Source organism: Ectothiorhodospira shaposhnikovii, from assembly GCF_022227765.1.
GTDB lineage: Bacteria > Pseudomonadota > Gammaproteobacteria > Ectothiorhodospirales > Ectothiorhodospiraceae > Ectothiorhodospira.
This window is the reverse complement of record NZ_JAJMLZ010000003.1, coordinates 109,382-130,482: the sequence shown is the minus strand read 5'-3', so window position 1 is coordinate 130,482 and position 21,101 is coordinate 109,382. Positions and strand designations below refer to the sequence as shown.

General features: G+C 61.8%; 14 protein-coding genes and 1 tRNA gene. 7 read left to right on the top strand and 8 right to left on the bottom strand.

The genetic code is table 11. The annotated features are described in order from the left end of the window. Positions 1 to 24 precede the first annotated feature (24 nt). The 6 genes from LQD11_RS05480 to uvrB all read right to left on the bottom strand — a co-directional run bounded on the left by LQD11_RS05480 (position 25) and on the right by uvrB (position 11,542). Positions 25 to 3,336, bottom strand: a complete 3,312-nt coding sequence (locus LQD11_RS05480) for a type I restriction endonuclease subunit R (protein WP_238616775.1) — start codon at positions 3,334 to 3,336, stop codon at positions 25 to 27. 177 nt (positions 3,337 to 3,513) lie between these two features. After that, positions 3,514 to 4,908 (bottom strand): restriction endonuclease subunit S, encoded by a 1,395-nt coding sequence (locus tag LQD11_RS05475; protein ID WP_238616626.1) that lies wholly within the window; start codon positions 4,906 to 4,908, stop codon positions 3,514 to 3,516. Continuing rightward, the gene (locus tag LQD11_RS05470; RefSeq protein ID WP_238616625.1) at positions 4,905 to 5,837 is read right to left on the bottom strand and encodes an Abi family protein; all 933 of its coding nucleotides are present in this window, start codon (positions 5,835 to 5,837) and stop codon (positions 4,905 to 4,907) included. The genes LQD11_RS05475 and LQD11_RS05470 overlap by 4 nt, the downstream gene beginning before the upstream one ends. 163 nt (positions 5,838 to 6,000) lie before the next feature. Further along, on the bottom strand, positions 6,001 to 7,980 hold the full coding sequence (locus tag LQD11_RS05465; protein ID WP_238616624.1) for a type I restriction-modification system subunit M: 1,980 nt from the start codon (positions 7,978 to 7,980) through the stop codon (positions 6,001 to 6,003). A gap of 335 nt (positions 7,981 to 8,315) precedes the next feature. After that, positions 8,316 to 9,527, bottom strand: coding sequence for a L,D-transpeptidase family protein (locus LQD11_RS05460; RefSeq protein WP_238616623.1), 1,212 nt, complete (start codon positions 9,525 to 9,527; stop codon positions 8,316 to 8,318). Continuing rightward, a complete protein-coding gene (gene uvrB / locus LQD11_RS05455; RefSeq protein ID WP_238616622.1) occupies positions 9,524 to 11,542 on the bottom strand; it encodes an excinuclease ABC subunit UvrB in 2,019 nt (672 codons plus the stop codon). The genes LQD11_RS05460 and uvrB overlap by 4 nt, the downstream gene beginning before the upstream one ends. 134 nt (positions 11,543 to 11,676) lie before the next feature. Between uvrB and LQD11_RS05450 the strand changes: the two genes are divergently transcribed. The 5 genes from LQD11_RS05450 to LQD11_RS05430 all read left to right on the top strand — a co-directional run bounded on the left by LQD11_RS05450 (position 11,677) and on the right by LQD11_RS05430 (position 16,201). Continuing rightward, positions 11,677 to 12,864, top strand: a complete 1,188-nt coding sequence (locus tag LQD11_RS05450; RefSeq protein ID WP_008933233.1) for a pyridoxal phosphate-dependent aminotransferase — start codon at positions 11,677 to 11,679, stop codon at positions 12,862 to 12,864. A 62-nt stretch (positions 12,865 to 12,926) separates the two neighbouring features. Beyond that, positions 12,927 to 13,002 (top strand) — tRNA-Asn (locus LQD11_RS05445). Between the two features lie 107 nt (positions 13,003 to 13,109). Continuing rightward, positions 13,110 to 13,535 carry a hypothetical protein gene (locus tag LQD11_RS05440; RefSeq protein ID WP_238616621.1) on the top strand — a complete coding sequence of 142 codons (426 nt, stop codon included), beginning with the start codon at positions 13,110 to 13,112 and terminating at the stop codon, positions 13,533 to 13,535. 1 nt (position 13,536) lies between these two features. After that, positions 13,537 to 14,163: an arylesterase gene (locus LQD11_RS05435; RefSeq protein ID WP_238616620.1), complete on the top strand. Its 627-nt coding sequence runs from the start codon at positions 13,537 to 13,539 to the stop codon at positions 14,161 to 14,163. A 67-nt stretch (positions 14,164 to 14,230) separates the two neighbouring features. Beyond that, entirely contained in the window at positions 14,231 to 16,201 is a 1,971-nt protein-coding gene (locus tag LQD11_RS05430) for a TonB-dependent receptor plug domain-containing protein (RefSeq protein ID WP_238616619.1), read from the top strand. A 68-nt stretch (positions 16,202 to 16,269) separates the two neighbouring features. Here LQD11_RS05430 and LQD11_RS05425 read toward each other — a convergent pair whose 3' ends face one another. Then, complete coding sequence (locus LQD11_RS05425; protein ID WP_238616618.1) at positions 16,270 to 17,265, bottom strand: cytochrome-c peroxidase; 996 nt, start codon at positions 17,263 to 17,265, stop codon at positions 16,270 to 16,272. Positions 17,266 to 17,421: 156 nt separating this feature from the next. Between LQD11_RS05425 and msrP the strand changes: the two genes are divergently transcribed. Together msrP and LQD11_RS05415 are read left to right on the top strand one after the other, a co-directional pair. Beyond that, the gene (gene msrP / locus LQD11_RS05420; protein ID WP_238616617.1) at positions 17,422 to 18,363 is read left to right on the top strand and encodes a protein-methionine-sulfoxide reductase catalytic subunit MsrP; all 942 of its coding nucleotides are present in this window, start codon (positions 17,422 to 17,424) and stop codon (positions 18,361 to 18,363) included. Between the two features lie 38 nt (positions 18,364 to 18,401). Next, positions 18,402 to 18,974: a protein-methionine-sulfoxide reductase heme-binding subunit MsrQ gene (locus LQD11_RS05415; RefSeq protein ID WP_238616616.1), complete on the top strand. Its 573-nt coding sequence runs from the start codon at positions 18,402 to 18,404 to the stop codon at positions 18,972 to 18,974. Positions 18,975 to 18,994: 20 nt separating this feature from the next. Here LQD11_RS05415 and LQD11_RS05410 read toward each other — a convergent pair whose 3' ends face one another. Next, positions 18,995 to 20,899 (bottom strand): hypothetical protein, encoded by a 1,905-nt coding sequence (locus LQD11_RS05410; protein WP_238616615.1) that lies wholly within the window; start codon positions 20,897 to 20,899, stop codon positions 18,995 to 18,997. Positions 20,900 to 21,101: the final 202 nt, after the last annotated feature.

Here is a 21,101-nt window from a genome sequence, read left to right as displayed (position 1 = left end):
AAGAAACGGCAGAGACGCATTGGGTCATCGAAGTTTTTCGGCAACCCCATCGAACTGATCTGCATTCCCCCTCCAACTCTCCGCCGACCGACCCGCCAGCAACTTCAAGATCAACAACGCAAACGCCCTCCCGGCTTTCTCATCCTCCAGCACCGGCAGACTGAGCTTTTCATGGTCGCTCAGGGCATCCAGTACCGCATCGGTGACCTTCTTGGGGAACAGTCCATGCATCACCTGGGCCTCGCTGTGGCTGCGCACCTGGGCCATCACTGCCTCATCCCGCTCGATGCGGTCGGCAATGCCGTTGGCAAAGTGCAGCTTGTCGTCATCGCTGACTTCGGCGCCGTAAAGATCATTGAGCCTTTCAATGATCTCGTCCAGGCGCTGCTTATCCGGGTCGTGGGGTTTGCCAGAACCCAGCTCGCTGATCGGCTTGAGGGCGTAATCCCCTTGCGAATCCTCCAGGCGCAGGCGCTGTTCCTCCCGCTTGGTCAGGCGGTAGTGGCTCAGTTCCAGTTCGCTGATGTCGATGGCGTCATCATCCAGCAGTCGGTCCAGGCGCAGCAGCGGGTGGAGGTGGCGGGCGAATACGCAGAGCTGCTCCAATTCGATATCGTCAAAGGTGACAATCTGACTGAGGAATTCATAGGTGCGCACGAAACTGGCCAGGTTCTTGTGGAACAGGTCCAGTTCATCGCGGGTGGTACCGGCATCCTTGAGTTCCTGCTCGGCGCGTTTTAGCCCCTTGTCGTCGCCGTTGCGCTCGGCCTGGTCACGGGCCTCTCGCCAGATGCGCTGTTGATCAAGAATGGCCTGATACCGTTGCCGGAACCGCTCCTGGGCCGGGCGGCAGTAGTAGCTGAGGCTGGCTGCCGGGGCCTTGGGATCGAAAAAGGCCTGGGCAAATCCCGCCACCTCGGGCCACTGATAGATGCCGCTGGCATCCAGGCTGCGCTGCAGGTCAAACACCACCTGGGGATCGGACACGTCCGCCAGTTCGGCCTTGCGGTAGTAGGGGATAAAAGCCTCCAGCACTTCCTGGGCATCGTTGAAAAAGTCCACGATGAAGGTCTGTTTGCCGGGGAACAGCCGGTTCAGGCGGGAGAGGGTCTGCACACAGTCCACTCCTTGCAGCTTCTTGTCCACATACATGGCGCACAGCTTGGGCTGATCAAAACCGGTCTGGAACTTGTTGGCGGCGATCATCACGTTGTACTCGTCGGTGTCGAACGCCTTGGCCAGGTCGCGGCCCTTCAGCCCTGGGTTGAGCAGGGGGCTGGTTTCGGTCACTTCCTCGGGGATCTCCTCATCCGGCGGCACAGTGCCGGAAAAAGCCACCATGGGGTGAACATCCTCATAGCCCTGCTCCTGGATGTAGCGGCCCATGGCCAGCTGGTAACGTACCGCTTCCTGACGGCTGGCGGTGACCACCATGGCCTTGGCCTGGCCATCCAGCAGGTGACGCACGTTGTCGCGGAAGTGTTCGACGATCACCTCCACCCGCTGAGCGATGTTGTAGGGATGCAGACGCACCCACCGGGCCAGGGTGCGCGAGGCCTTTTTGGACTCCACCTCCTGTGTCTCCCCCTCGGGATGGGCCAGTTTCCAGGCGGTGCTGTAGGTCACATAGTTGCGCAGCACGTCCAGGATGAAGCCCTCCTCGATGGCCTGGCGCATGGAGTACAGGTGAAACGGCTCGGGTTTGTTGTCCGTCGATGGGGGGCGATCCGGGTCCGGTGGGCGACCGAACAGTTCCAGGGTCCGGGCCTTGGGGGTGGCGGTGAAGGCGTAATAACTGATGCGCTCACTGGGGCGACGGGAGGCCACGGCGGCGTCCAGCATGGCCTCAGCACTGATCTCCCCGGTATCGTCCTCCACCACCTCTCCCGCCGCCGCCAGCAGGGCCTTGAGCTTGTTGGCGGAACTGCCGGTCTGGGAAGAATGGGCCTCATCGGCAATCACTGCATAATGGCCCTGGGCCAGCTTGGGGCGCTTGTCCAGGGCATCGAACAGGGCGGGAAAGGTCTGCAGGGTGACGATGATGATGCGGGTGTGGTTGGCCAGGGCCTCGGCCAGTTGCTCCGATTTGCTCTGACTGCCCATGTCGCGGGTGATGGGGCAGACCACACCGTGGGCATGCTCGAACTGGTAGATGGTTTCCTGCAGCTGGCTGTCGAGCACCGTGCGGTCGGTGACCACGATCACCGAGTTGAACAGTTTGCGGACTCCATCCCTGGAGTCCGCCCTTCGGGCCAGCCTGCGGCTGTCCAAATCCGTTCCCGACGGATTTGTGGTGCCGTCTTCGGCGTAGAGGTTGGCCAGCTGGTGAGCGGTCCAGGCGATGGAGTTGGATTTGCCCGACCCGGCGCTGTGCTGTACCAGATAACGCCGTCCCGGCCCCTCGGCCCGGGTGGCCTCAATCAGCCGGTTGACCACCTCCCACTGGTGGTAACGGGGGAAAATCAGCGTCTCCTTGGTCTGGCGGCGGCCATGGAAATCCTCCTCGGTCTTTTGCTCCAGGTGCAGAAAGCGACCGATGATCTTCAGCCAGGCCTCCGGGGCGAAGACCGCTTCCCACAGGTAGGCGGTGGCATAGCTTTGGGCATCGGCGGGTGGCGGATTGCCTGCCCCGCCCTCCTCCGTGCCCCGGTTAAAGGGCAGGAAACGGGTGTCCTTGCCGGCCAGCCGGGTGGTCATGGCCACTTCCGTCTGACTGACGGCGAAATGGACCAGGGCGCCGCGTTTGAAGGTGAGCAGAGGTTCCGGCTTGCGGGTGACCGGGTCTTTTACGGGCCGGTCCTTGCGATACTGGCGCTTGGCATTCTCCACCGTCTGCTTGAACTGGCTCTTGAGTTCCAGGGTGGCGGTGGGGATACCGTTGACGAACAGCACCAGGTCCAGGCGCGGGTTATAGCTCCCACTCCCCTGCCCTTTCTCGCGGGCATGGGGCGAATAGGACACCTCCGGCACCACCCGCAGGCGGTTGGCCCGGTAGCGGGCCAGGGAATCCGGGTTCATGCCGTGGTCGGGCTGGAAGCTGCACAGATCGAACTTGACCCCCGGCACCTTGAAACCGTGGCGCAGCACCTCCAGGGTACCGGCCCGCTCCAGTTCACGAATCACCTTCTGCACGAACACTTTGTCAGGTGCCTGGGGGTTGGCCTTGCAGAACTTCTCCCAGCGCTCGGGCCAGGCGTCCTGGATGTAACCCAGCAGATCCTCGGTATAGAGGGCCGAGGCCCGGTCATAGCCGCTGGCGGTGCCGACGTTCCAGCCGCCCGACTCCATGGCGTTGATGATGTCCTGCTGAAACTGGGTTTCGCGGCTGTCGGCCATGTCATCCTCGTTGGTGATCGGGTTCAGGATACGGCGGGGCATCCTCGCCCACCAAAACAGGCTTTCCGTCTTCCCAGAACACGGCGTACTCCCCAAGCCGTCGCTTGCGTTCCAGGGCCTCCGCAACCGCAGACCGAAGGCTGTCGAGCATTTCCTGAGTATCGGGTGGGAGTTGGGTCACGACTGTGCCTCTTGGGCAAGCAGTGCCTTGGCAGGGGCGGCAGCTGCACTGTCGGGTGGCCGCCAGCCGCGCACGTCGATCTTGCCGGTGACGGCGGCGGAGATGAGGGCGGAGCGGCGTTCTAAAAGTAGGTGTGAGGCCATTTCCGCCTCAGCTATCAAGCGATCCAGTTTTTCTCGTTGTGAAAAAACATTCCTAATGACCAAAATTTGCTCCGAAAGTGGCGGTAAAGGCATGACCAAGGAGCGAATATCCGGCATCCCAATCGTTTTTATTGTCGCCCCAAATGTGTACCGATCGAGCTCCTCTTTCATCGCATAAAAAACGAGAAGAAGATATTCCGGTATGACAATCTCATCTTTGCATAACCAAGCAATAAGATGTTGAGAAACCGCCATCTCATCACCAGTAATAGCAGATAATCCGATAGTGGCATCACGGGTAAATACTACCGCCCCGGCTGGAAGCAGCCGAGCGGACGAGTTCGCAATACCAAGAGCACTGATCGTGAACTTTGTTTTATCGATATAGTCGGAGCTAGCTAACTGCTTACTATCATTAAGTGATACCCAAGGAATATCACCATCCCAGTATTCGGGTTTATCCTTATTGGGTGTATGTCCACTCTCCAGCTTAGCCGAATGCTTGACCCTCACCACCTCCCAATGCGCCGGCACCTCCCCCAGCCACTCCACCCCGGAGTCCTTCATCGGCACATCGGGATCAAGCCCCTTGGTGACGGCATGGGAGATCACCGCCTGGCGCTTCTCCTTGAGCAGTTCGATCAGGCGCTGCTGCTCCTCCACCAAGGCGTCGATGCGGGCGGTTTCGTGGTCGAGGAAGGCGGCGATGGCGACCTGCTCGGTCAGTGGTGGCCAAGCAATCGTGAAATCTCTGGCAAAATCATCCGGCACCCGTTTCTGTCCGCCAGCCCCATACATGCGTGCCTCGCCAAGAAGTCGAAAAGGCCCTGAATGGACAACACGAAAAAGGAATTCGCCGGTTGAGCATTTCGGTTTTGGCCGAAGAACAGTCAATTCCGTGGTGGCGAAGCCAATACCCGACTCCAGCCCTTCCATCAAAGCGGCTTTACCGTTCTCAAAGCAAGGCGTGATCTTGGCGAAAGTGACGTCACCATCACGAACATAGGTATATCCGTCGATAACTTCTTCCAGTGGACGCACATGTTTTAAGTCAAGCGTACCGTCTTCCCCCACCGATTCCATGGGGATAAAACTGACTTTCTTATTGCCCGCTAATGATCGTGCTTCGGATTTTGACGGATTGATATCTGCTACGTACCGAATCCGCCTAACTGACCAATGCGCCGGCACTTCCCCCAGCCACTCCACCCCGGAATCCTTGTACTCGGGATATTTCGGAAAGCTCATTTTCGATGCCCCCCAAGTGAAGTGGGTTGCAGAAGTTCGAGCCAGTTGTCGGGTAGGCGCATGGCAGCGATGGTTCCACTGGGTTGCAGCTGCAGAAGGTCACACAGTCTTTGTGGCCAGGAGGTACCGGGGTTGATCACCAGCATGAGGTATCGAAGCATGACCAAGTGGTTGCGGATATAGCGGGCCTCCTCTCCCTCGGTCTCCGGATGAAGCAGATCGGGGATCTTCCTTATGTGAGGGTACTTCTTGGGAAAACGCCGATTCCACAAGCGGGAGTGGTGTGCGCAGACGTTGCGTAGCTGGCTCAGGTTATGAAAAACACCGTGAACGATCTCGACCGTCGGAAGCCTTAGGTGATGCATCACCTCTTTCTGGATATTGGTTTCCCGAGTACTCTGAATCCACTTGGAAAGCGCACCGAAGCTGAGCGTCTCCGCCATCACCCATATTGGTGGTAGCCCTGGATCGGAATATTTCCCCCGGTAGTGCTCAATGAACACTTCGCTACTCCGCCCCATATCGCTGGCTGCCTTGGCCACCTGCCCGGCGTGTTCATAGGCGCATTTGAAATGGGTAGAATCAAGGTAGGCATGGGGACCATGCCTCAGAGCGAGCGCATTGACCCAAGATGCACGGATGGAGACCTCAATACGCTCCAGCGCCTCCAGACAGAGCAACCGCAACTCCCGATCAAAGACGTACCGGGCCAGTACGTCATCGAACGAGACTTCATTCAGAAATCGGTGAGACCGTTGGCCTTGCGTGGCCGGGGGATGTTCGAAGGGCAGCCAGTAGGCGCTGAGGCGATAGTAGCCGATATGGCGAAGATAGTGTGCAGCACGTTCAGCAGAGGGCACATACATGCCTCTGTCCACCAACAGCGCGATCTGCTCGTCAATGGATGTGGGTGGCTTGTCGTAACGCATTACCACCACCCGAAAAAAAGTAACCCCCCGGTTTGAGCGTCACCGCAGCGGACTGCGGGATAGGCTTGGGGGGTGTTGTTAAGGTGGACGCTACCAGTATTGACGTCCGCTGTCAACCCAGAAAGAGCAAGGCAAACATCGTCCACTATTCTCTGCGACCGCCTCACGCCGACAACTCCTCAATCATCCGCTTGATCCGGTCCGTGCAGGCCTTCAGATCCGCGTCGATCTCCTCCAGCGGACGCGGCGGGATGAACTTGTAGAAGTGACGGTTGAAGGGGATCTCGAAGCCGACAATGCCGATCTCCCCGTCCAGCAGGTCGCGCTTGCTCTCGTCGATCCAGGCATCGGGGACGTGGGGCTTCACCTCCCGCTCAAAATAGTCGAACACGGATTCACCCAGGGGCACGTTCTCATTGTCCCGCAGGCTGGTGTCCGGCTCCGGGTTGCCCTGGTTGTCGGTGCAGATGCTCGCCTCGGGGTCGCGCTCGGACAAGGCACCCTGAATGGCCTTCATGACGGGAGCGCCCAGTTTCAGGTCCAGCGCCTTCAGCGCCGCCTTGAGATCCTTCAGGAAGGCATCGCGGTGGGTGTAGACCCGTTCGACACCCAGCCGCTCGCAGGCGGCCTGGACACCCAGGCGGGTGGTGCCATCGAGCTTCTGAATCGGCTTTTCCTCCAGCAGTCGCTGGATGCGCTCCGGGCTGGCCTGGAAGTTCAGCCGCAGCGGACGTTCCACGGTGATGCGCCGGTAGCCGAAGGCCTCCACCGGGAAGATCCGGCTTTCTTCCGCCTCCCCAAAGGCGCCATACAGGCGCACGATCTCGTTGATGTCGCCATCGGCCACATACTGGCGCTTGCTGCCCAGGGACTTGCGCATCTTGCTGGCCCGACCGGTGGCGTTGATCAGTTGCACCTTGCCCCGGCGCTCGGCGGGCTTGTCATTGGAGAGAATCCACACATAGGTGGCAATGCCGGTGTTATAGAACATATCGGTGGGCAGGCCGATGATGGCCTCCACCAGGTCGTGCTGCAGCAGGTAGCGGCGGATTTCCGATTCCCCGCTGCCGGCTCCCCCGGTGAACAGGGGCGAGCCGTTGAGGATGATGCCGATGCGTGATCCACCCTCCTGGCGGGGGCGCATCTTGCTCACCAGATGCATCAGAAAGAGCAGAGAGCCATCGGACACCCTGGGCAGACCGGGACCGAAGCGCCCATCAAAGCCCTTCTGCGTGTGCTCGTCGGTGATCGCCTTCTGGACCTTCTTCCATTCCACGCCAAAGGGAGGATTGGAGAGCATGATGTCGAAGCGTTCGCCCGCCAGCTGGTCGTCGGAAAGGGTGTTGCCCAGCTTGATCTGCTCCACCGCCTGGCCCTTGATGAGCATGTCCGCCTTGCAGATGGCGTAGGACTCCGGGTTGAGTTCCTGGCCATGCAGGGAGACGGTCACGCCCTGACTGACCTGTTGGATGTACTCATCACTCTCGGAGAGAAATCCCCCCGTCCCTGCTGTTGGGTCATAGACGGTGACGATCCGGTGCGGTTGCAGCCGGTCTTCCTGACCGGTGAGGATCAGGGAGGTGGTCAGATGCACGATGTCCCTGGGGGTGAAGTGCTCCCCGGCGGTTTCGTTGGAGCTTTCCGCGAACTTGCGGATCAGTTCCTCGAACACCAGCCCCATGCCGTAGTTGGAGAGCTGTTGCGGACTCAGGTCGATGGCGGCGAAGCGCTGCACCACCTGATAGAGCAGGTTGTTGGCGCTCAGTTGCTGGATAAACCCCTCGAACTCCAGGTGCTCGAAGATCTCCCGGGCATCTCCGCTGAACGACTGCACGTAGCGCATCAGGTCATCGCCGGTCTGGGTATCGGACAATGTGCCCAGGGTCAGGGGCGAGGCATTGAAAAAGGGCTGATCCGCCGCCCGGAGCAGCAGTTTCTCGCGCACCGCATCGGGTTTGCTCTGGTGTTCCTGGGCGGTGCTGAGTACGTTGGCCCGGGTGGGTTCCAATACACACTCCAGGCGCCGCAGCAGGGTGAAGGGCAGGATGATGCGACCGTACTGGGACTGTTTGAAATCCCCCCGCAGCAGGTCCGCCACGGACCAGATGAAGGCGGCGAGTTGGGTGTGGTTTTCGGTGTTCATGGCGCGTTTCCCATGGGCATTACCCGGCAACCTGGGGCCGGTTCAGCAGATGGTGGGAGATTGGTGGGGGTGACAATCCATGTGGGCTGGAGCTCCTTGGGGCGGGGATGTCAAAACCGGTAATCGGTCACAGAACCGTTATGCCATATCAGCATGATTGCATCAACGCGGAACAGCCCCACTCCACTCTCACCCGGTCCCTTTCCCCCACTCTTGGCCACATACAGCGCCCGGAGACACCCCCAACACGTCATTCCCGCGAAAGCGGGAATCCAGGCCACGGAGTGAAAACCCTGGACTCCCGCCTTCGCGGGAGTGACGGGTTCGGCACGTCCTTATCGCGGCAACTGTATCACCATCCCTTCGATCAGCATCCGGCGGGCCACTTGCTCGCCCAGGTCGGTGGCGGCGGCCCGGTCCTGCACCGGCCCCAGTAACACGCGGTACATTGGTCGCTCGCCCTTGCTGAACTGGGAGACATTGACGGGAAAGCCCTCCTGCTCCAGCCTGGCGCTCAACACCCGGGCGCGGTCCACCTCGCTGAAACTGCCCATCTGCACGAACCAGTCACCGGCATCGGCTTCCGGCGCCACCGCGGGACGCTGCCCCAGACGCAACTCCGGCAAGGCCGTCAGTTCCCCCCGGTAGCCCACGGGCTGGGGTACGCCGGTGGCGGCCTCGGCCACCTCACGCACCCGTGTCCAGTCCACCCGGGCGGGCTTCTCACCCACCGCCGCCATGATGCGCTGGATCGCCGGAGTGATGCTGTGATCCGCCTTGAACTCTTCCAGGGGCGGATGGGCCTCCAGGTACAGGACATCCCCCTTCCAGCCGGCCTTGAAGGGCTGGTTGACGATATTGACGGATGTCCCCACCGGCACCCGGCCATAGAGGGTGCGGATGTCGTTATTGTCCATGCGGATGCAGCCGTGGGTCGCGCGCATGCCGATGCCGGTGGACCAGTTGGTGCCGTGGATCAGGTAACTGGGACGGCTCAGCCGCATGGCGAACTCACCCAAGGGGTTGTCCGGCCCTGGCGGCACCACCGCCGGCAGGCTCTTGCCCTGGGCCGCGTAGGACTCCCGTACCGACCGGGGCGGCGTCCAGGTGGGATTTTCACGCTTTTCGGTGATCTTCAGGGTACCCAGGGGAGTATCCCAGTCCATGCGCCCGATGCTGACGGGATAGGACATCACCTGCTTGCCGTCGGCGGAAAAATAATAAAGTCGCATCTCCGGCAGGTTGATGACGATATCTCGACGGGGTGCGTCCGGCAGCACGAACTGCAGCGGCAGCAATACTCTGGCCCCTTCGCCGGGAATCCAGGTATTGAGGTCCGGGTTGGCATTGCGGATGGCCTCGAACCCCACCTGATGACTGCGGGCAATGTCGATCAGGGTGTGTTCATGGCGGGCCTCCACATGCCGCAACTCGCCCACCAGATCCGAGCCCGGTTGCAGCGACAGGGTCGTTGCCCCCAGGCCGGCGGAAAGACTCCATGCCCATGCTCCCAGCAGGGCCAGGGCAGACACGCTTCTACACTTCATGACTCCACCACCCCCAACATCCCCTCGCGCAGACGCGCAACTTCGTCCCGCAGGCGGGCCGCTTCTTCAAATTCCAGATTACGGGCATGCTCAAGCATGCGTGCCTCCAGGCGACTGATCTCCTTGAGCGTGTCCCGGGGCGACAGCCGTCCGTAGCGTGCCTCCTCCTCGGCCACCTTGGCATGGCGTTTCGGCGTGGCCATGGCGCCGCCGGCATAGGCCCCTTCCATGATATCGGCGATGCGCTTTTGCACCCCCCTCGGCGTGATGCCATGGGCCTGATTGTGGGCGATCTGCTTGTCCCGGCGGCGGGCCGTTTCGTCCATGGCCCGACGCATGGAGCCGGTGATGGTGTCCGCATACAGGATGGCCTTGCCGTTGAGATTGCGGGCCGCCCGGCCGATGGTCTGGATCAGGGAACGCTCCGAACGCAGGAAGCCTTCCTTGTCCGCATCCAGGATCGCCACCAGGGACACCTCCGGCATGTCCAGCCCTTCCCGCAACAGGTTGATCCCCACCAGCACGTCGAATTCTCCCAGACGCAGATCGCGTATGATCTCCACCCGCTCCACGGTGTCAATGTCCGAATGCAGGTAACGCACCCGAACCCCGTGTTCCCCCAGATAATCGGTGAGGTCCTCGGCCATGCGCTTGGTCAGGGTCGTGATCAGGACCCGCTCGTTGGCCTTCACCCGCAGCCGGATCTCGGACAGCACGTCATCCACCTGGGTCGAGACGGGTCGCACCTCCACCTCCGGGTCCACCAGTCCGGTGGGACGCACCACCTGCTCCACCACCTGACCGGCCTTCTCCTGTTCATAAGGGCCGGGCGTGGCGGAGACGAAGAGGGTCTGGGGTGAAAGGGCCTCGAACTCCTCGAAACGCAACGGCCGGTTATCCAGGGCGGACGGCAACCGGAAGCCGTATTGCACCAGGGTCTCCTTGCGGGACCGGTCCCCCTTGTACATGGCCCCCAGCTGGGGCACGGTGACGTGACTCTCGTCGATGACCAGGATGGCGTCATCGGGCAGGTAGTCGAAGAAACAGGGCGGCGGTTCACCGGCGTTACGCCCGGACAGGTAACGGGAGTAGTTCTCGATCCCCGAACAGTAGCCCAGCTCCAGCATCATCTCCAGATCGAACCGGGTGCGCTGTTCCAGGCGCTGGGCCTCCACCAGTTGATCCGCCCGGCGCAGCACCTCCAGGCGGTCCCGCAGTTCATCCTTGATCTGCTCGATGGCCGCCAGCAGGGTCTCCCGGGGGGTGGCATAGTGGGTCTTGGGGTAGATGGTCAGGCGCGGCACCCGGCGCAGCACTTCCCCGGTGAGGGGATCAAAATAGGAGAGCTGCTCGATCTCCTCGTCGAAGAGCTCGATGCGCACCGCTTCCCGGTCCGACTCCGCCGGGTGGATGTCGATGACCTCGCCCCGCACCCGGTAGGTACCCCGCTTGAGGTCCAGATCGTTGCGGGTGTACTGCAGTTCCGCCAATCGGCGCAGGATCAGGCGCTGGTCGATGACATCGCCGCGCTTGAGGTGCAGCACCATCTGCAGGTAGGCCCGGGGGTCCCCCAGACCGTAGATGGCGGACACGCTGGCAACGATGATGGCATCCCGCCGCTCCAGCAGGGCGCGGGTGGCGGACAGGCGCATCTGCTCGATGTGATCGTTGATGGCGGAGTCCTTCTCGATGAAGGTGTCCGAAGACGGGACATAGGCCTCCGGCTGATAGTAGTCATAGTACGAGACGAAATACTCCACTGCGTTGTCCGGGAAGAACTCCTTCATCTCTCCGTAGAGCTGGGCCGCCAGGGTCTTGTTCGGGGCCAGGATGATGGCCGGGCGCTGGGCGCGCTGGATGACGTTGGCAATGGTGAAGGTCTTGCCGGAACCGGTCACCCCCAACAGGGTCTGGTGGGCCAGCCCGGCATCCAGGCCGTCGAGCAACTGCGCGATGGCGGCAGGCTGGTCACCGGCCGGCGTGTATGAGGTCTTGAGCTGGAAACATGAGTCCATGGGCTTATTTTATCCACCTGGTTTCAGTATCATCCTACCTTGACTCGGCGCGTCTTTCCTGTACGCGCCCTTGCACCCCCGCCGGGTGTGCACACGCAGAACCCCATCCACACACGCATTCCCTGGACATCGCCTTGGACATCAAGCTCTCTTCCCGCGTTCAGCGCATCAAGCCCTCCCCCACCCTGGCCGTGACCGCCCTTGCCGCCCAGCTACGGGCCCAGGGCCGCGACGTGATCGGCCTGGGTGCCGGCGAGCCCGATTTCCATACGCCGGATCCCATCAAGGAAGCCGGCATTGCCGCCATCCGCAACAACAAGACCCGCTACACCGCGGTGGACGGCACCCCCGGCCTGAAGCAGGCCATCATCGACAAGTTCAAGCGTGACAACGGGCATGACTTCCAGCCCGACCAGATCCTGGTCTCCTGCGGCGGCAAGCAGAGTTTCTTCAACCTGGCCCAGGCACTGCTGAACGAAGGCGACGAAGTCATCATCCCCGCGCCCTACTGGGTCTCCTACCCGGACATGGTGCTGCTGGCCGACGGCAAGCCGGTGATCGTTTCCGCCGATCAGTCCCAGGGTTTCAAGATGACCCCCGAGCAGCTGGAAGCCGCCATCACCCCGCGCACCCGCCTGGTGGTGATCAACAGCCCCTCCAACCCCACCGGCGTGGCCTACAGCCGCGAGGAACTGGCCGCCCTGGGCGAAGTGCTGCTGCGTCATCCCCATGTGTTGGTGGCCACCGACGACATGTACGAGCACATGATGTTCCGGGGCGTGCCCTTCGTGAACATCCTCATGGCCTGCCCGGCACTGTATGACCGCACCATCGTGCTCAACGGCGTCTCCAAGGCCTATGCCATGACCGGCTGGCGTATCGGCTATGCCGGCGGCCCCAAGGCCCTGATCTCCGCCATGAAGAAGATCCAGTCCCAGAGCACCTCCAACCCCACCTCCATCGCCCAGGAGGCCGCCGAGGCCGCCCTCAACGGCGACCAGGGCTGCGTGGGTGAGATGTGCAAGGCCTTCGAGCAGCGTCATGACTATCTGGTGGCGGCCCTGAACGCCATCCCGGGCGTGGAATGCCTGCCCTCCGACGGCACGTTCTACTCCTTCCCCAGCGTCAAGGGTGCGATGGAGAAGCTGGGCATGGACAGCGACGTGAAGTTCTCCGAGTACCTGCTGGACAAGGTGGGCGTGGCCCTGGTGCCCGGTTCCGCCTTCGGCGCCGACGGTCACGTGCGCATTTCCTTCGCCACCAGCATGGACAATCTGAAGCAGGCGGTGGAAAGAATCGCCCGCGCGGTGGAAGGTGAATAAACTTCACAAAATGTGTTGACGAAGCCCGGCGGAATCCGTAATATGCCGGGCTTCCAAGCAATTCCCCGGTAGCTCAGTCGGTAGAGCGGGTGACTGTTAATCACTAGGTCGGCGGTTCGAGCCCGTCCCGGGGAGCCAAGATTGAAAAGCCCAGGTGGATCCACCTGGGCTTTTTTCGTGGCGCAGGATTTCCCCTTTGTCGGCCGGGTTGCAGTTCCCTCCGCCCGGGCCTAGTCTCCTTGCTCATGAGCGAGCAGTTATGGCCTCCCACCGAATATCACGCGCAGATCGAACGACTGCGTGCCGCCATTGGTGACGCCATCTATCTGGTGGAACTGGTCCCAAGCCCGATGCAATTGGGGGTTCGCGTCCATGGAGCCCCCCGGATCCTGCTGGATGTGATGGATTTCCCCCGGCCCGACCCGGCCAGGGGCCTGAGTCCGCATTTCATCCTGCTGGACGATGGGCGGGGCATCAACCTGGGACGCATCGCCCGTATCAGTCGACGCCCCTTCGACCCCACCGCCAAGGATCTGCTGTATCTGGGGGGACGTGTACAGCAACAACTCCTGTTCGGTCCACGACGCCTGTCCCGGGTCTTCATCGGCCAGCAGGCACGACGGAGCCTCGGCCAGTTGCTAGGGCATTCAGGCCCTCGGGAGATCCGCTGAGATGCGCCGGCTTGCGCACCACGCGGGCAGACTGATCTCGGCGCTGTTGCTGATCCTCCTCGCAGCCTGCTCCCCTGCCCCGCCGGCCATGCTGCCGTTGCCCGAGGACGCGGTGATACTGGCGTTCGGCGACAGTCTCACCTTTGGCACCGGCGCCTCTCGGGATGAGAGCTATCCCGCCCATCTGGCCCGATTGACGGGACTTGAGGTCATCAATGCCGGCGTGCCCGGAGAAGTCAGTCGTCAGGGGCGTGAACGGTTGCCACGGCTACTGGACGAGCACAGACCGGATCTGCTGGTGCTGATCCATGGCGGAAACGACATGCTCCGCCGCATGGACATGGAGCAGAAACAGGACAACCTGGCGACCATGATCCGGGCCGCCAGGGACCGGAATGTCCAGGTCGTACTGGTGGCCGTGCCCACCCCCACCCTGATTCGACTACGAAATGCCGTCACCTATGAAGCCCTGGCCCGGGAATTTAGAATTCCTCTGGAAAATCACGCGCTCGCCCATATACTGTCACGGGACGAACTGAAGGCCGACCCCATTCATCCCAATGAGGATGGCTACCGGATACTGGCCGAATCCATCCTGCAGATCTTGATCAGCACCGGAGGTCTGTGAAAGATCCCGATATGGTTTTCAGCACTTTGTGAGCCGCCGCCGCGGCCTTCAGGGCTTGATTCGATTAATGACCAACAAGAAGACCCTGCTCCTGTGTGGCGCCATGATCCTGCCCCAGGGGCTACAGGCGGAACCTCACAGCTTCTCGGAGCAGGATTTTTTCCTCGACCTGCCAGTGGCGCTCACGGCGACGCGGCTCCAGCAGCCCCAGATCGAGGCCCCGGCCTCGGTCACCATTATTGACAGGGACTGGCTGGAGCACAGCGATGCCCGGCATATTGCCGATGTTCTGAGCATGGTGCCCGGCTTTCTGGTCAGCCATCACGACGGCAATCGACGCATCGTCAGTTATCACGGCCTGGGAGGCATGTTCGTTCGCCAGCTGCAGGTCCTGGTGGATGGCCGCTCCATCTACAGCCCCACCAACGGAGGCGCACAGTGGGGCGACTTGGCGCTGTCCCTGGATGACGTCGAACGCATCGAGATCATTCGCGGCCCCAACTCGGCCGCCTATGGCTCCAACTCCTTCTTTGCCATCATCAACATCCTGACCCGCCATGCCGCCGATACGCCCGGGACGCAGGTCCGGACCCGGATCGGCACCCACGGTGTCCGTGATGCCTCCCTGCGCCAGGGAGGCAGTTTGGGGGACAGACAACATTACCGTCTGTCCTTGTCCCATGCGGAGGATGACGGCTTTCCCGGCAACCGCGACCAGTGGGAGCGCACGGCCCTGAACCTGCGCCTGGATCGGGAGTTGACGGGTTCCCGGTCACTGACGGTGAACACCGGTCTGACCCGCGTGGACAAGGGCCTGGAGGCCATCAATAACCCGCTGCCTCCCTCCAGAACACTGAATTTTGAATACGTTCATCTCCATGCCGTTCTGGAGGGCCATGCCGATCCCAATGCGGGCTATCGCCTGCAGTATTACTTTGAACAGTATGACCTGATCGATGAATACCCACTGCAAGACCCGGCCTCCGGCCTGTGGGTCGATGTGGATCAGGGGGTACGTAACCGCCGGCATGACCTGGAAGTGGAATGGCATCGTCAACTGAAGCCCCGGACCCGGGTGGTCTGGGGAGGCGGACTGCGCCAGGACACCGCCCGTTCAACCTATTATTTCAACACGCCCGGCGGCACTGTGGAAAATCGCATCCAGCGTCTGTTCGCCAACCTGGAATGGATGCCCGCGGAACGCTGGCTGTTGAATCTGGGCGGGATGTATGAGGCCAATGACCTGATCCGGGATGAATTCATGCCGCGGACAGCCCTGATCTTCCTCCCCACCAGTGACCTGAGCCTGCGCCTGGTGGCCTCCCGTGCCATACGCACCCCAAGCCTCATCGAGTCGGAGATCGAGGCCGTCTTCCCCACCCCGATCGGGATTCGGCCCGGCGAAGGCGGTCTGACCTTCATCGCGGATGAGCATATCCGGGCCGAGGTCATCCAATCCCTGGAACTGGGCGGTCACCTGCTGTTTGATCATGGTCGGGGCAGCCTGGACATCAAGGCCTTTCACAACGAGGTGGATCGACTGATCCAGATCCCCCTGGGGCAGATGCCCGTAGACTTCACTGCGGTCATCAGCAATCTGGGCAAACTGACCATCCAGGGAGTGGAGATGCAGGTCGACTACCGGTTCAATTCCCGCTTGCGCCTGAGCGGAGGACTGTCCCTGCTGGGCAGCCGCAGCGCCGGACCGGATACCAGGCTCCATGCAGACTCGGTTCCGGACCATATCTTCAATCTTGCCGGTTACTACACACCCGACGATACCTGGACCCTGTCGTTCCAGTACTACCATCATGCCGATGTGAAATGGCTGGATGACCCACTGGCCGCGCCCCTGGGCACCGGCGACGGCTTCCTGCGTCTGGGCCTGCGAAGATCCCTGGGGGAGCAGGCGGAGATCGGGCTGCACGTGGACGATCTGCTGGCCAGCGGCTTTACCGGTCGCGGCGATGAGGGCCCCAGCTGGCCCGCCAACCGCCGTGAGACACGAACCGCCGTGTCTCTCCAACTGAACTTCTAAGCGATCAGTCCGGCAAGCCATAGGCCTGCCGGACACGCCTCCCGCATCAATACGGCGGGGTCAGGTGCTCAGGGCAGAGAAGGGAACGTGATCCGGGGCATCTCTCCGGTGAGGGCATGGAGGAAGGCCACGATGTCATCCACCACCGGCTGTTCCAGCTTGCGGCCCAGCATCTGCTCGCCCATCAACTGCACTGCGTCATGGAGGTTATCCACGCTACCGTTGTTGAAATAGGGGTAGGTCACCGCCACGTTGCGCAATGTGGGGGTACGGAAGGCAAAGCGGTCACGCTCCTCCCCCGTCACCACGAAACGCCCTTCATCGGTGGAGCCGGGCAACTCGAAACGGTGGAAACGACTGTCCGAGAAATTGGCTCCGCGGTGACAGGCGATACAGCCATTGCCCACGAAGGCCGCCATGCCGCGCTTTTGCTGCTCGGTCATGGCGTTGTCATCCCCCCGCAGGTAGCGGTCAAAGGGCGAGTTCGGCGTGTTCAGGGTGCGCTGGAAGCTGGCCAGGGCCTTGGCCACGTTCTCCGCGGTCAACGGATCCGCTTGGCCGGGAAAGGCCTCCTTGAAACGCTCTTGATAGACATCGAATCGCGCCAACTGATCCAGGGCATCATCCAGTTCCATGGCCATCTCGATCTCGGCCTGGATCGGCCCCAAGGCCTGTCCCTCCAGGTCAGGCTCGCGCCCATCCCAGAATTGTGCCTCCAGGAAACCGGAATTGAGGACCGTGGGGGTGTTGCGCTCTCCGACCTGGCCATCGTGCCCCACCGCCCTGGGAATGCGATCGGACCAGCCCAGTGCCGGATTGTGACAGGTGGCGCAACTGATCACCCCGCTGGCGGAGATGCGGGGTTCAAAAAACAGCATCTTGCCCAGTTCCACCTTCTCCGGGGTCAGTGAGTTGTTGGACGGCAGCGGCGGCAAGGCCGGCAGGGGTTCGAAATAACGCTTGTAGCTTTCAAATTCGGCGGCCTGAACACCCCCACTGCCGGCGACACAGACCAGAACCGCCACAGGCAGGGCTTTGCGAAGGGATTGCACAATACGTTTCATGACTTTCTCCCGTTGACTCGCGTCGATGATATTACTTTAGAATAAGTCTAGAAATAGACCTGTTTCCCTTGCCGTGCAACCAAAACCGCCCCCCATGTATCAAAGCCATGAGCCGCATCAAAAAAGCGACCTTCAGCCGGGTCAAGAGAGTTCAAAATGGTTGGCTTGAAATACCCGATCCCACCTGCTTCGGAGATCACGCCCCAGGCGGTCTATGCCCAGCGACGACGCTTCCTGCAACAGGCCGGAGGTCTGCTGCTGGCGGCGGCGGCACCGGGCCTATCCGCCGGTCCGGCCTTGCAAGCCGGGTTGGCCGATGCCGTTCAAGGCCCCTTTTCCACGGACGAGCCGCTGACCGATCACGCCATGGCCACCGGGTACAACAATTTCTTTGAATTCGGCACCGGCAAGGAAGACCCGAAACGGCATGCCCATCGGCTACAGACCCATCCCTGGTCCGTGGTGATCAGTGGTGAAGTCGACAAACCCGGCCGCCTCGCCCTGGAGGACATCCTTGCCCCCCATGGCCTGGAAGAAAGGATCTATCGTCTTCGCTGCGTGGAGGGCTGGTCCATGGTGATCCCCTGGATCGGTTTTCCCCTGGGTGATCTACTCAAACGCTTTGAGCCCACTTCCCGCGCCAGGTATGTGGTGTTTGAAACCCTGCACGATCCCGAACAGATGCCCGGTCAGCGCAGTCGCATCCTGGACTGGCCCTACCGTGAAGGTCTTCGCATCGATGAAGCCATGCATCCGCTGACCTTGCTGGCCGTGGGCATGTACGGAGAGATACTGCCCAATCAGAACGGTGCCCCACTGCGGCTGGTGGTGCCCTGGAAATACGGCTTCAAGAGCATCAAGTCCATCGTCGGCATTCACCTGCAAGAGGATCAACCCGTCAGTTCCTGGACCGCCCGGCAACCGTCCGAGTATGGTTTTTATGCCAACGTGAACCCGGAAGTCCGCCATCCGCGCTGGCGGCAAGCCACGGAACGACGCATCGGTGAAAGCGGGCGACGTCGTACGGAGTTGTTCAACGGCTATGGGGAACTGGTGGCGGATCTCTACGCCGGCATGGACCTGCGCCGCCATTTCTGATGGGGTCGGCCTCACCGCGATTCATCCGGGGATTCAGGGTGATCCTGTTCATTGGCGCCGCCCTGCCCCTGTCATGGCTCGGCATTGCCTGGCAGACCGGCATGCTGGGGGTGGTGCCGGAAGAGCGACTGCTGCATGAACTGGGGCGCTGGGGACTGTATCTGCTCCTGGCAACCCTGGCCCTGGGACCCGCCTTCCGGCTGACCGGTTGGCCGGGCTTCCCGGCGGTGCGCCGGGCCATGGGGTTATGGGCCTTTACCTACCTGCTGCTGCATGTCCTGGTCTGGGTGGTGATGATCCAGGGCGGGTCATGGTCTTTCATGGTCGCCGAAGTTCTGGCGCTCAGACACCTTCAGACGGGGCTGATTGCCTGGGTGATGCTGGTGCCGCTGGTGCTGACCTCGGTGAACAGAGCCAGGGAACGACTGGGTCGGGTACGCTGGCAGTGGCTGCATCGTCTGGCCTATGTCTCGGCGGCGGGCGGCATCCTGCATTACTGGATGGTATCCCGGGTGATCGAGACGGAGGTCATCGTACTGGGACTGCTATTCACCGCCCTGGTCCTGTTCAGGTTGGTGGAGCGATGGGGTTTCTCATCCCCTGAAAAATGATGAATTTAAGGTCTCCAGGATCAGTCCGGCAACACTCTGCGTGCCCGCACCAGACTGCGATACCAGTCCCGGCGTGGGCTGGGCACCACTGGTGGCCGCAGGCTCAACAGACTGATGCGGGGCATCTCGTCCAGGTGGCTCTGGGAGATCATGCTCAACACCTGGGGACGGGCGCCATAGGTCTCGATGAGAAAATCCCGGGCGGCATCCGTCAGCCTCACCCGATAGTGTTTCACCAGAGCCAGGGCCAGGCGCTCCGCGGCTCGACTCATGTCCTGCTCCACCTCCAGGGCCATGGCCTCGCCCAGGATGCGTTTTTCCTGGGCACTCATGCCCGGCTCCAGGCTGCCCAGGTAGCTGGCCTGGGTCGCCCCCACCCCCCGCTGTACCTCGGGACGGGACAGGCCGATATGGGGCTCCAGGGCTAAGGCCACTTCCACCGCCAACTGCCTGGCCCCGTCCAGGGTCAGGGGACGGCGACGACCGTCACGACGGGTGAAGAAGCGTCGCCCGCGTTTTTCCAGATGCTCGCCGTGCAGATACCTCACCAGATGCTGGCAGACCGACTCGCGGGCATCCTCCTCCAGGCTGACCACCTTTTCCACGATACGAAGCCCGCGACGGCCCGGTCCCACCCGCAGCTGCTCGGAGGCATCCAGATCCCGGGAAGTGAGCGCCTCCCAGGCTTCCGATGTCCGGAGCAGCTCCGCATGGACACGTCCCACTTCCTGAAACGCCTCGTGGGCGGTGCGATACAGGCGCAGGGCCGTGGCCAGGTTTTCCGCCAGGCGACGAAGATCTCCCCGGGACTGGGGGTCGGGCTGATCCTCCCGCAGGCCCCTGCACAGGTCATCCAGCAGCGTGGCCAGTTCATCCAGTGCCAGCACCACCCGCTCCACCAACAGGTGGGACGACAGCCCCTCGGGCACTTCCTCGTAGGCCAAAAGGTCCACCTCCACCAGCCAGGAAGCCAGGGCACGAATCCGGTTACTGGCGGCTGCCTGGGCAATACGGTAACGGCTGCGCGCCGCCTCCATCTGATCCAGCGCCCCGGCCAACCGCCATTTGCCGGTATAACTGAACATGAGCATGGGAATCTCGCGCCCATTGACCAGTTCAAAGGCCAGTACCAGCATGGCTTCCACGTCGGTAGTGGTCATGAGCAGGGGGTTGTCCTGCTCAATGGCGGCCATCACCCGTTCCAGAAAGAACTCGTCCCGGGGTACGCCCAGCTGCAGCTTGGGCGCCCTGCCCAGGTAGCGCTCCCGCAGGATGCCCGCGGCCACGGGCGCGATCTGCCGCAGATCCGCGACGATATGCTCGAATTCCTCGCCCCTTTCCTGATGGATGTCACGGATGCGGGAATACAGACCGGCCCGCCGGAAGGTGTCGATCTGCGCCAGCCAGCGCCCCAGCGCCGGATTGCCGGTCAGTTCTTCGCAGGCAAAGGCCACCCCTTCCGGTGAAAGATCCACCCGCTGCAGCAGTTGCACGGCGGCCTCACGACGACGCACCTCCGGATCCAGTCCCTCCATGGCCAGGTCCCGCACCGCCAGGATCAGATCTCCCAGCTTGTCGATGGCCTCCATGACATCGGCCTGTGCCTGCTCCTTGGCGGTGCCGTGAATGCTGTCGTAAACGATCTTGGCGATCAGGCCGATGAGGCCGGAGAGAACGGTGAAGCTGACGAAATAAGTCACCAGCTCAATGGAAGGAGGACGGCCATAGCCGATGTAATAGCCACCGGACAGACCCAGCACGGTCACCGGGCCTGCCGTCCATGCGATGTTCAACAGGTTGCGGGAGACGCGCGTCCGCTTGACGGCCCTGGACCAGCGCTCGTAACGCTCATCATCCCGCCGCCCCAGGGAAACGGTATTTTCCCTGGGCCGAGCGGATCGTTGAATGAATCTGAACCAGCTCACTTCCCGACCGATGCTTGTTGAGGGCGGTACCCCGTACCGCCCTCATGACTTGAAAATTCAAGGATAAGACCATTCTGAACCCGTCATGCCCGCACAAGCGGGAATCCAGCCACAGACTACTGGAAATTCCGGACTCCCGCTTCCGCGGGAGTGGCGGTAGCGGAGCCGAAGTGGCGGTAGAAGACTGGTCCAGTGTTTCCTG